The following is an 11,620-nucleotide window of genomic DNA, read 5'->3' on the forward strand; positions in this document are numbered from 1 at the left end:
CACCTCAGGGACCCAAGGTTGACGTCTGGCGCTTCGCGGCCCAGTCTCCCCAAGATTTTTTCATTCCCAAACAAGGAGGCCACCGATGCCCTTTGCAACGATTGACGGACAACCGCTCCATTACTTGGACCAGGGCCATGGCCCGGTGGTGGTGCTGGGCAGCAGTTATCTGTGGGACCAGAGCATGTGGGCGCCGCAGATTGATGCGTTATCGGAGCACTATCGAGTCATCGTCCCGGAGCTGTGGGGCCATGGGCAGTCAGGACGTTTGCCTGAGGGCATGAATTCGCTGGACGACCTGTCCCGTCAAACGCTGGCGTTGATGGATCACCTGGAGATCGACTGCTTCAACCTGGTCGGGTTGTCGGTGGGCGGGATGTGGGGCGCGCGGTTGGCGCTGGCCGCGCCCGAGCGCGTGAAGTCGCTGGTGTTGATGGATACCTACGTCGGCGTCGAGCCGGAGCCGACCCGGCTGTATTACTTTTCGCTGTTCGACAAGATCGAAGCCAGCGGCGCAATTCCCGAGCCTTTGCTCGATATCATCGTGCCGATTTTTTTCCGGCCGGGCATCGATCCGCAATCCTCGCTTTATCAACAGTTCCGCGCCACCTTGGCCGCGCTGCCGACTGAGCGCCTGAAGGACAGCATCGTGCCGTTGGGGCGGATCATTTTTGGTCGGGACGACATCCTGCCGCGCCTGTCCGGATTGGATGCCAAGCGCACGCTGGTGATGTGCGGTGACCAGGACAAGCCTCGGCCACCGTCCGAGGCGTTGGAAATGGCCGAGCTGATTGGCTGCGATCATGTGCTGATTCCACAGGCGGGGCATATTTCCAATCTGGAGAATCCGGAGTTTGTGACGGAGGCGTTGTTGAAATTCCTGAAACGGATGCACTGACTTTGTGGCGAGGGGATTTATCCCCGCTGGGCTGCGCAGCCGCCCCAAAACCAGATACGTCGGTGAAGCTGAAAAAACAAGTCGACAGTATTGGGGCCGCTTCGCGACCCAGCGGGGATAAATCCCCTCGCCACAGGTTGCTGCCCGGATCATTTAGGTCCGAGAATCTTCACCAGTTTGTCCGGCGACGGCGCGCCTTGCTGTTGTTGCAGCTCGCCTTTGTCATCCAGGTAGAAAATCGCCGGGGTGGCGGACAGCTCCAACTCGTCCATCAACGCCTGGTTGGCGTCCAGTTTTGCCTGGATGGCCGGCGGTATCTCCTTGAGCGGCTTGAGCGGACTGGCCTTGCCGGCCTTCTCATGGTCCGCCAGGGCTTTCTCCGGCTCCTTGGCGGCGAGCAGCGCGGCCGATTTGCCCGGGCTGTCTTCGCGAATGATGCCCACCATGATGTGGCGCAACTGCACCTTGCCGGCCCTGACCCAGGGCCGGGCCTGTTCCCAGAACATGTTGCAATACGGGCAATTCGGATCGCTGAACAGGTATACGGTGCGCGGTGCGTCCTTGTTGCCGTCGGCGATCCAGTTGCTGGTCTCCATCTTCGCCCAGATGGCCTTGGCCATCGGGGCGTAGACCAGTTTTTGCAGCGGCTCGGCGCTCAGGTCCTTGCCGTCCGCGTCATATAGGTTGCCCAGCAGCACATGCTTGCCATCCGGCGTCAGGTACAGGGCCATGCCACGGTTCTGGTATTGCGCGGCATAACCGCGCAAGCCGTTCGGCGCCTCGAAGGTGCCGACGATTTTCGCGCCCTTCGCTTCGATCTTCTGGATGGCCGCAGGCAGTTCTTCGGCCTGGAGCAGCGGCGCTTGCAGCAGCGCGCCGGCGAAGGCCAGGGTCAGCAGGTGGTGGAGGCGGGGCATGGCAGTTTCCTTGTCGCGGGGTGGGCCGCCGTGGTCGAGCCCGGCGTTTCGAAGTATTCCAGTGCCCGGGCCAGGCTCGCTTCGGATAATTCGCCCAGGTGACTGCCGAGCAGGCGGCCGTCGGCGCTGTAGAACAGTGTCGTTGGCAGCGCCATCGAGCCGACGGCATGGCCAAGGCGACCGCTGCCGTCGAACAACACGTTGGTGAGGCTCAAGCCCTGCGTGGCGAGGTAGGTGCTCACGCTTTGCATGCTTTCGGCCTGGTTGACGAACAGGAACGTCAGGTTCGGACGCTGTTTCTGGGCTTCTTCCAGCACCGGCATTTCACGTCGGCAGGGCGGGCACCAGGTGGCCCAGAGATTGATCACCAGCGGGCCGCCCTGATAATCGATGAGGCTCACGGTTTCGCCGTCGGCAGTGCGCAGGTCGATCTCCGGCAAGCGGGTGCCTTGTTCATAGATCGTCAGCGACATTGTTCCCACGAGCCAGAACAGCAGGCCGCCGGTGACACTGAAAGCCAACGGTCGACGCAGGCCCGGACGGCGCCGTGCCCATAGCAGGGCGCCGACCAGCAGCGCGATGATGCCCGGCCAGGCGAGGAAGCCGCCGTCGCGCAGATCGACGATCTGCCACGGGTCATCCCGATAATGTTTCCAGTAAGCGACGACAAACCCGATCCTTGCGGTCAGGAGTCCCAGCAGGAACAGTCCGAACAGCACCGATTCGGGGTTTTCGCCGCCGCGTCTTGCCACCCGCCAGCCGACGAAAGTCGCCAACGCCAATGCGCTGATCAACAGCAGATGATTGAGGGCGATGGCAAAGGTGCCCAAGGTCAACGTCAACATCAGGGCGCGTTCCGCGTCGTGTTCCAGCGCTCCAGGAAACCCTTGGCGTCGACTTCGCCGGTAATCCGCTGGTTGCGACGTTCTTCACCGTCGGTGCCGATCCACAACAAGCTGGGTGGCCCCGGTACCTGATAGCGGCTGAGCAGTTCGCGGCTGGCCGGTGTGTCGGCGGTGACGTCAAGGCGCAGCAGGCGCACGCCTTTCACGGCGTCCAGCACCTCTGTGCGGCCGAATACCTGTTTTTCCATGATCTTGCAGGACACGCACCAGTCGGCGTAGTAGTCCAGCAAGACCCACTGGCCCCGGGCCTTGGCGGCGTCCAGTTCGCGTTGCAGGGCGGCGGGCTCGCTGACCGTGGTGAATGCGTCCCGGGTCTCGGCGGTCGCAGTGGCGCGGGCACCGCTGTAGACCTCCAGCGGCTTGAACAGATCATCGCTGCCGCCCGCTGCCCCCATCACCAACAGGCTGCCCCACAGGCCGAACAGCAGCGATACGCTGCCCCACAGATAGGCAGCGCGGCCGAACCCTTCGGTCTGGCGCCAGGCGCAATAGGCCGCAATCACCAGCAGCGCGCCCCACAGGCCGATCCACAACGAGCCATCGATGACCGGGCGGATCATCAGCAGCGCGGTACCCAGGAACAGAAAGCCGAACACACCTTTGAGCAGGTTCATCCAGGCGCCGGGCTTGGGCAGGAAGCGATTGCCCACGGTCACCAGCAGCAACAGCGGCAGGCCCATGCCGACGCCCATGGTGAACAGGATCAGGCCGCCGTGCAGCGCATTGCCACTCTGGGCGATGTACAGCAGCGCGCCGGCCAAGGGGGCGGTCATGCAGGGGCCGACCAACAGGCCGGACAACGCCCCGAGAATGCCAGCGCCCACCAGGCTGCCGCCGCGGCGCTGGCGGCCGGCGTTTTCCAAGCGATCACGCAGGGCGGCTGGCAGTTGCAATTCGAAAAAGCCGAACATCGGCAGCGCCAACACCACGAACACTGCCGCAAAAGTCCCCAACAACCAGGGTTGCTGCAGCACTGCCTGGAGATTGGCGCCCAACAGCGCCGCGAGCACACCCATGGCGGCATAGACCAAGGCCATGCTGATCACGTAGCTGCCAGCCAATGCCAGGCCGCGCCGAGGGCCGGCGCCGCTGCCCACGACCAATCCCGCAAGGATCGGCAGCATCGGGAGCGAGCAGGGGGTAAACGCCAGCAACAGTCCCAAACCAAAGAACACCAGCAGGCTCCAGCCCAGCGCGCGCTGTTGCAAGCCGCTGGCCAGGGCCTGGTCCTGCGCTTCGCCAGTGGCTGCCACCGGCGTGTTGCCGCCCAGGTCGACGACTTGGGTCTGGGGCGGATAGCACAGGCCCGCATCGGCGCAGCCCTGGAAGCCGACCTTGATCTTGCCGGTCGTCCCGGCAGGAATCTTCAGCTCCAGGGCCTGGCGATATACTTGCTGGTCGCCGAAGAATTCGTCGCTGTGTGCTTCGCCCTCGGGCAGCTTGGGTTTTTGCGCGTCGGCCAGGCCATCGAACTTGAGCCGCTGCTGATACAGGTAGTACCCGTCGGCGATCTGCCAGAACAGTTGGGTCTCACCGGAATCCAGGCGTTCGGAAGTGAAGACGAATGCCTTCTCCACCGGCAGGAAATCGGGTTTGGTTTCGAAGGGATTGGCGGCCTGGGCCAGGCCCGAGATCAGGAACAGCCACAGCAAAAACAATCGACGCATGGACAAAGCCTTAACGAAGCAAGTGAAGGGCACAGTGGCGACCGGCGATTAACCGTCGATTAACCCGGCGATACCGGCAGGCGCCAATGATCGCCCATATTTGCCCGACTCGTCGCATAATGTCGGCTTAATCGGCCACCCGCCTAATCTACCTTTTTCCGTGGGGCTCACCATGCACGTACTGGTCTGCGAAGACGATGAGTTGATTGCCAGCGGCATCGTTGCCGGGCTCACGGCTCAAGGCCTGACCGTCGAGCACGTCGCCACCGCATCGGCGGCGCGGGCGATGGTCGGCGTGGCGACATTCGACGTCATGGTGTTGGACCTGGGCCTGCCGGATGAAGACGGCCTCAAGTTGCTCAAGCAGCTACGCCAGCAAGGCCTGGAAATGCCTGTGCTGATCCTCACCGCGCGGGATTCGGTGACCGACCGGGTCGATGGCTTGCAGGCCGGGGCCGATGACTACTTGCTCAAGCCCTTCGACCTGCGCGAACTGGCGGCGCGCTTGCACACGTTGCTGCGGCGCGTGGCCGGGCGCAGTGTCAACCTGATCGAGCATGGTCGCCTGACTTATGACCCGAGCAGCCGGGAAACCACCTTGGACGGCCAACCGGTGGACCTGTCCCGCCGCGAGCAGTCGCTGTTGCAGGCGCTGCTGCACAGTCGTGGCCGGGTGCTCTCCACCGAGCAACTCAAGGACAGCGTCTATGGCTTCAACGACGAGCTGGAAAGCAACGCCTTGAACGTCCATATCCACCATTTGCGGCGCAAGTTGGGCAACGGGATTGTCGAGACGGTGCGCGGCCTGGGCTATCGCCTGGGGCCGGCCGATGGCGGGGAATCGGCCAAGTGATCAGCCTGCGACTGCGCCTGAGCCTGACCCTCGGCGCGGCCTTTGCCCTGATCTGGGCCTTGGCTGCGGCCTGGATGCTCAGCGACCTGCGCAACCAGATGATGTTTTCCCTCGACCAGCGCCTGGTGGCTTCGGCGCGGATGGTCGCCGGCTTGCTGGAGCAGTTGCCGCCGGTACCCAGCAAGGGGGAGGGCACGCATTTCAGCGCGGAACAATTGAGCGTCCCAGGTGGCATGGCCTGTCAGGTCAGCTCCCTGCGTGGGGAGATTCTCGCGCGCAGCCATGACACCCCGGGGCAGCCCCTGGAAGCCGAGAAAATGGGTTTCCACGACCAGATGATCGACGGCGCGCCATGGCGCAGTTTTACCCTGGCCCGAGGCGACTTGCGCATTACCACCGCCGACCGCCAGATCGAACGCGAGGCGTTGAACCTGTCGGTGCTGCTGGCGGCCTCGGTGCCGGTCGGCGTGGCCTTGCTCGGTTGCCTGTGCCTGCTGTGGCTGGGCATCGGCCAGGGCTTGGCGCCGCTCAACCGCATGCGCGATGCACTGACGCGGCGCAACGCGGATTCCCTCGAGCCGTTGCAGATTCACCCATTGCCCAGCGAATTGCGGCCTTTGCTGGAGACCCAGAACCAGTTGCTCCAGCGCATCGGCAAGACCATCGAGCGCGAGCGACGGCTGACCGGCGATGCCGCCCATGAACTGCGCAGCCCGTTGACCGCCATCAAGACACACCTGCAGGTGGCGCGCATGACCGAGGGCGCCGCCCGTGACCAGTCCCTGGCCCGGGCGGAAGAGGGCGCCGACCGATTGCATCGCACGCTGGAGCAACTGTTGCTGCTGGCCCGGGTGGAGGGCAGCCTGTCGTTCGATGACGGGGTGCAATACAACGCCGAGCAGGTTGCGCGGCTGGCCATCCAGGACGCGACCGGCGGCGCACCCCGGCGGATCAAATTGCAGCTGTCGCCTCAACTGACCGATGCGCCGGTGCAGATGCCGGCCGTGCTGTCCATCGCCGCGCTGCGCAACCTGCTGGAGAACGCCGTGCGCCATACCCCGGACGACACCGAGATCGAATTGAACCTGGAAATGATCGGCCAGCGTGTGCGGTTCCAGGTGCGCGACCACGGTCCTGGCATCGCAGCCGACGATATCCAGCACCTGACCCAGCGCTTCTGGCGCAATGGCCAGAGCAACGGCTGCGGACTCGGGCTGGCGATTGTCCAGGCCATCGTCCAGCGTTGCGGCTGCGGCCTGCAGTTCGACAGCCGCCCGGACGGGTTGCGTGTCGAGCTGACCGTGCCGGTGCAACTATCGCCCGGTCCGTAGATAACCTGTGGCGAGGGAGCTTGCTCCCGCTGGACCGCGCAGCGGGCTCAAACCTGTGGGCTTGATTCATCTGACGGTCCGCGTGTCCTGGCTTGAGGGGCTGCTGCGCAGCCCAGCGGGAGCAAGCTCCCTCGCCACGGTCTTTATCCGGCAGTAAATCCTTGCCTCGCTGATGCGTTTCCACAACAGGAAACCTGCATGTGCGCTTCGGAATGCGCACCTGCCCGGTGCGCCTTTTGGTCACTCATCCCGGGGTCGAGAACATGCCAGTCACCAGTCCTATCCAAGCACCGCCAGCACGGGTCAGCCCTGCGCAGGTCGAGACGCTTTATCAATTCAACGAATCACCCTTGCTGGCCCGCCAGAGTCGCCAGGAATCCAATGCCCGCAGCTATCCACGACGAATCCCCTTGGCCCTCAAGCGCGCCAAGGGTCTGTACGTAGAAGATGTCGAGGGCCGCACGTTCATCGATTGCCTGGCCGGCGCCGGCACGCTGGCGCTCGGGCACAACCACCCGGTGGTGATCGAGGCGATCCAGCAAGTGCTTGCCGATGAGCTGCCGCTGCATACCCTGGACCTGACCACACCGGTCAAGGACCGCTTTGTCCAGGACCTGTTCGGCCTGTTGCCGCCGGCCCTCGCCGCAGAAGCGAAAATCCAGTTCTGCGGCCCTACCGGCACCGACGCAGTGGAAGCCGCGCTCAAGTTGGTCCGCACCGCAACGGGGCGTAGCACGGTGTTGTCGTTCCAGGGCGGTTATCACGGGATGAGCCAGGGCGCGCTGAGCCTGATGGGCAGCCTGGGGCCGAAGAAGCCTTTGGGGGCGTTGCTCAGCAACGGCGTGCAGTTCATGCCGTATCCCTATGATTACCGCTGCCCGTTCGGACTGGGCGGCGCGGAGGGGATCAAGGCCAATCTGCATTACCTGGAAAACCTGCTGAACGATCCGGAGGCCGGCGTGCAATTGCCAGCAGCGGTCATCGTCGAAGTGGTGCAGGGCGAGGGCGGTGTCATACCGGCCGATCTGGATTGGCTGCGCGGCCTGCGGCGGATCACCGAGCAGGCCGGGGTGGCGCTGATCGTCGATGAAATCCAGAGTGGCTTTGGCCGGACCGGCAAGATGTTCGCGTTCGAGCACGCCGGCATCATTCCGGACGTGGTCGTACTGTCCAAGGCCATCGGTGGCAGCCTGCCGTTGGCGGTTGTGGTTTATCGCGATTGGCTCGATACCTGGCTGCCGGGAGCCCATGCCGGGACTTTCCGCGGCAACCAGATGGCCATGGCCGCCGGTTCTGCGGTGATGCGCTACCTGGTGGAGCACAACGTGTCGGCCCACGCCGCCGCCATGGGCGAGCGCTTGAGCGAGCACTTGCACATCCTGCAGCGGGATTTCGCGGAGTTGGGTGACATTCGCGGTCGCGGCCTGATGCTCGGCGTCGAGCTGGTGGACCCGACCGGCAAGCCGGACGCCTTGGGGCATCCGCCGGTGCATGCACGCCTGGCGCCGCGGTTGCAGCGTGAATGCCTCAAGCGCGGATTGATCCTCGAGCTGGGTGGCCGCCAGGGCGGCGTGGTGCGTTTCCTGCCGCCGTTGATCATTACCGCGGCGGAAATCGATCGGGTCGCCGAGATTTTCCGGCGCGCCCTGGAGGCCGCCGTCGCCGAAGCCTAATTTTCATCCGGCCCGGTACGTTCCTTTTCATACCTTGGCTGCGCCCGTGGCGCGGCGAACCTTGAGCAACGACGGAGAAACACCATGACTTCAGTATTCGACCGCGAGGACATCCTCTTCCAGGTCGTGGTCAACCACGAAGAACAGTATTCGATCTGGCCGGACTACAAGGCCGTTCCCGAGGGCTGGCGCACCGTCGGCAAGAGCGGCTTCAAGAAGGAATGCCTGGCCTACATCGAAGAGGTCTGGACCGACATGCGGCCGTTGAGCTTGCGCAAGAAGATGGAAGAGCAGGCGGCAGCGGCTCACTAACTGTTGAAGCTGTGGCAGCACGGAAATTTTCCAGTAGGGCTGTAGGGAAATACAAATCTTGCAGTCACGTCGGGCCCCATGTGGGAGCGAGCTTGCTCGCGATAGCGGCGGATCAGCAACATTGATGCTGACTGACACTCCGCAATCGCGAGCAAGCTCGCACACACAGGGGGTGGCGTTTACCACCTATTGTTCCGCCATGAAATCAATCAACGCCCGCGCCGCCGCCGGCAATTGTCGATGGGGCGGGTAGATGATGGAAAACGTTCGACTGCGGCCGCCAAAGTCCTCCAGCAACTCCACCAGTTCCCCTCGCTCGACTCGCTCCCGGACGATGAATTCATAGCTCTGGCAGATCCCCATCCCGGCCTGGGCCAGGGACACGATGCCCAGCACGTCATCGGACACTTGCACATTGCCCGCCGGCAACCATTCACGATCTTCCTGGTTTTCGCGAAACAGCCACGGCGCGATGCGTCCGCTGCTGGGCATCACAAAGGGCAGGCAGGCGTGGGCGGCCAGTTCATCGATGCGCAGGGGCGTCCCGGCGCGCGCCAGGTAGCGCGGCGCGGCCACCAGGCAGAGGCGGGCGTCTTCCAATTTGCGGCCGACCAATCCACTGTCCGGCAGCGGCCCGAGGCGGATCGCCAGGTCATACCCTTCGGCCACCAGGTCGACGTTGCGGTTGGTGATGCTCAGCTCGACTCGCACCTGCGGGCAAGCCTGGGCGAAACGCGACAGCAGCGCCGGCAGGCGGTAATGGCCATAAGTGGTTGGCACGCTCAGGCGCACGCGGCCGGTCAACACGCCGTCCTGGCCCTGGATTCGTCGCTCGGCATCATCAATCAGGGCAAAGGCCGAGCGCGACTGTTCCAGGTACAACGTCCCCGCATCGGTCAGGTTCAGCCGTCGGGTGGTGCGGCGCAACAGCTGCACCCCGAGCCGGGCTTCGAGGCGCGAGATGGCGCGGCTCAGCACCGAAGGCGTGGTGCCGAGGGCGATGGCGCCAGCGCTGAGGGTGCCTTTTTCCACGACGGTGACGAAGGCTTCCACATCGGCCAGATGATCGAATCGACGGGCCATTATTGCCTCCAGAGGCCAAGTGATGTTCCTGGAAGCCAGTTTATCGCCAGCAGGCGCATCAATACAGTGAGCACAACTTTTATCGAAGCGGAGTCATCATGAAAAAGCTCACTGCCTTGGCAACGTCTGTCGTTCTGGCCGGTATCAGTGCCGCGGCCCATGCCGACAACGTGCTCGTGGTTCTGTCGGATGCCGATCATCTGGATCTGAAAAATGGCCAGGTCTTTTCCACAGGGTTCTACCTCAACGAGCTGCTACAACCGGTGAAGCTGTTGCTGGATGCCGGTCACCACGTGACCTTCGCCACGCCCGAGGGCAAGGCGCCGACCCTGGACCGCTCCTCGGTGGACAAGATGTATTTCAATAACGACGCGGCGGAGCTTGAGCGCTACCAGGCGTTGCTGGCCCGACTGAAAATCACCTCGCCCGAAGACTCACCGTTGATCAGCCTGACCCGTGCCGAACAAATGGGCCTGGATCGGTTCGATGCGCTGTACGTTCCTGGTGGGCACGCGCCGATGCAGGACCTGCTCACCAGCGCGCCGCTGGGCCGGGTCTTGACGCACTTCCATGAGAAAGGCAAAACCACCGCACTGGTCTGCCACGGGCCGATCGCCCTGTTGTCGACGCTACCCGATGCCAACGGCTTCGTCGGCCAGCTGGCCACCAAGGGCCAGGCCTCGGCCCAGTCCGGTTGGATTTACGCCGGGTACAAGATGACGGTCATCAGCAATCAGGAAGAGGAGTTGGCCAAGGGGCTGCTGGGCGGTGGGGCCATGAAATTCTATCCGCAGACTGCATTGGAGCAGGCGGGCGGCCAATACAGCAGCAATACCTCGCCGTGGACGTCCCATGTGGTCATGGACCGGGAGTTGATCACCGGCCAGAACCCGGCGTCGGCGCTGGAGGTGGGGCAGGCGCTGGTGAAGCGACTAGAGCCTTAAGCTACAAGCTACAAGCTACAAGCTAACAGCGGCCACTCTGGCTTGCAGCTTGCAGCTTGCAGCTTGCAGCTCATAGCTGCCTTATTTGAACCGCCGCTCCACCCCTTTCTCCACCAGGATCTTCGCCGAAATCTCTTCCACGGAAAAATGCGTGGAGTTGATATGGGGAATGTTCTCCCGCCGGAACAGGTTTTCCACTTCGCGCACTTCGAACTCGCACTGGGCGTAGCTTGAGTAGCGGCTGTTGGGCTTGCGCTCGTTGCGGATCGCGGTGAGGCGGTCCGGGTCGATGGTCAGGCCGAACAGCTTATGCTGGTGGGCGCGCAGGGCGCTGGGCAGTTGCAGGCGCTCCATGTCGTCTTCGGTCAGCGGGTAGTTGGCCGCGCGGATGCCGAATTGCATCGCCATATACAGGCACGTCGGCGTCTTACCACACCGCGACACACCCACTAGGATCAGGTCGGCCTTGTCGTAATAATGCGTGCGGGCGCCGTCGTCGTTGTCCAGCGCGAAGTTGACCGCCTCGATCCGCTCCATGTAGTTGGAGTTGTGGCCAATGGAGTGGGACTTGCCGACCGAGTAGGAAGAATGCTCGCTCAGCTCCTGCTCCAGGGGCGCCAGGAACGTGGAAAAAATGTCGATCATGAAACCATTCGACGTTGCAAGAATCTCACGGATGTCTTGATTGACGATGGTGTCGAAGATGATCGGCCGGAAACCGTCGGTTTCGGCGGCTTTATTGATTTGCTGTACCATGGCCCGCGCCTTGTCGACGCTGTCGATGTACGGGCGTATGAATTTGGCGAAGGTAATGTTTTCGAACTGTGCCAACAGGCTTTGGCCTAGCGTTTCGGCCGTGATGCCGGTGCCGTCGGAGATAAAGAAAGCAGATCGTTTCATTTGCGCCTTGGGCCTTAAGCTAGTGAGCTAGTCACGATTCTTGGATATGATAGGCGCGATTTGCCGGCCGCCCGTGGCCCGCATTCTCACTTATTTTCCAGGTCCAGGCCATATCGCCGGCTAGCGCTCCCCTGGAG

Annotated in this window: 11 protein-coding genes; 6 read left to right on the forward strand and 5 right to left on the reverse strand. The window is 63.2% G+C overall.

The features are described 5' to 3' along the window. Positions 1-85 precede the first annotated feature (85 nt). A complete protein-coding gene (locus JMN22_RS08180) occupies positions 86-898 on the forward strand; it encodes an alpha/beta fold hydrolase (RefSeq protein ID WP_198797262.1) in 813 nt (270 codons plus the stop codon). A 149-nt stretch (positions 899-1,047) separates the two neighbouring features. Here the strand turns inward: JMN22_RS08180 and dsbG are convergent, their stop codons facing one another. From dsbG to dsbD, 3 genes are read right to left on the reverse strand one after another with little or no spacing between them, the layout of a single operon-like run. After that, positions 1,048-1,815 carry a thiol:disulfide interchange protein DsbG gene (dsbG, locus tag JMN22_RS08185; RefSeq protein WP_198797261.1) on the reverse strand — a complete coding sequence of 256 codons (768 nt, stop codon included), beginning with the start codon at positions 1,813-1,815 and terminating at the stop codon, positions 1,048-1,050. Continuing rightward, positions 1,791-2,660, reverse strand: coding sequence for a TlpA disulfide reductase family protein (locus JMN22_RS08190; RefSeq protein ID WP_198797260.1), 870 nt, complete (start codon positions 2,658-2,660; stop codon positions 1,791-1,793). The genes dsbG and JMN22_RS08190 overlap by 25 nt, the downstream gene beginning before the upstream one ends. After that, positions 2,660-4,387: a protein-disulfide reductase DsbD gene (gene dsbD, locus JMN22_RS08195; RefSeq protein WP_198797259.1), complete on the reverse strand. Its 1,728-nt coding sequence runs from the start codon at positions 4,385-4,387 to the stop codon at positions 2,660-2,662. Before dsbD ends, JMN22_RS08190 begins: the two co-directional genes overlap by 1 nt. A gap of 172 nt (positions 4,388-4,559) precedes the next feature. On the opposite strand from dsbD, the gene JMN22_RS08200 reads away from it, so the two are divergent. From JMN22_RS08200 to JMN22_RS08215, 4 genes are all read left to right on the forward strand, one after another. Next, positions 4,560-5,240 carry a response regulator gene (locus tag JMN22_RS08200; RefSeq protein WP_030141928.1) on the forward strand — a complete coding sequence of 227 codons (681 nt, stop codon included), beginning with the start codon at positions 4,560-4,562 and terminating at the stop codon, positions 5,238-5,240. After that, positions 5,237-6,571: a sensor histidine kinase gene (locus tag JMN22_RS08205; protein WP_030141929.1), complete on the forward strand. Its 1,335-nt coding sequence runs from the start codon at positions 5,237-5,239 to the stop codon at positions 6,569-6,571. Before JMN22_RS08200 ends, JMN22_RS08205 begins: the two co-directional genes overlap by 4 nt. Before the next feature lie 263 nt (positions 6,572-6,834). Then, a complete protein-coding gene (locus tag JMN22_RS08210; protein ID WP_198797258.1) occupies positions 6,835-8,244 on the forward strand; it encodes an aspartate aminotransferase family protein in 1,410 nt (469 codons plus the stop codon). 84 nt (positions 8,245-8,328) lie between these two features. Further along, on the forward strand, positions 8,329-8,556 hold the full coding sequence (locus tag JMN22_RS08215) for an MbtH family protein (RefSeq protein ID WP_030141931.1): 228 nt from the start codon (positions 8,329-8,331) through the stop codon (positions 8,554-8,556). A 186-nt stretch (positions 8,557-8,742) separates the two neighbouring features. Here the strand turns inward: JMN22_RS08215 and JMN22_RS08220 are convergent, their stop codons facing one another. After that, complete coding sequence (locus JMN22_RS08220; RefSeq protein WP_198797257.1) at positions 8,743-9,639, reverse strand: LysR family transcriptional regulator; 897 nt, start codon at positions 9,637-9,639, stop codon at positions 8,743-8,745. A 98-nt stretch (positions 9,640-9,737) separates the two neighbouring features. On the opposite strand from JMN22_RS08220, the gene JMN22_RS08225 reads away from it, so the two are divergent. Further along, positions 9,738-10,583, forward strand: coding sequence for a type 1 glutamine amidotransferase domain-containing protein (locus JMN22_RS08225; protein ID WP_198797256.1), 846 nt, complete (start codon positions 9,738-9,740; stop codon positions 10,581-10,583). An 81-nt stretch (positions 10,584-10,664) separates the two neighbouring features. On the opposite strand, the gene ppsR is transcribed toward JMN22_RS08225, so the two are convergent. Beyond that, positions 10,665-11,483, reverse strand: coding sequence for a posphoenolpyruvate synthetase regulatory kinase/phosphorylase PpsR (ppsR, locus tag JMN22_RS08230; protein WP_003199510.1), 819 nt, complete (start codon positions 11,481-11,483; stop codon positions 10,665-10,667). Positions 11,484-11,620 lie beyond the last annotated feature (137 nt).

Source organism: Pseudomonas sp. HB05 (assembly GCF_016756915.1).
Taxonomy (GTDB): Bacteria; Pseudomonadota; Gammaproteobacteria; order Pseudomonadales; family Pseudomonadaceae; genus Aquipseudomonas; species Aquipseudomonas alvandae.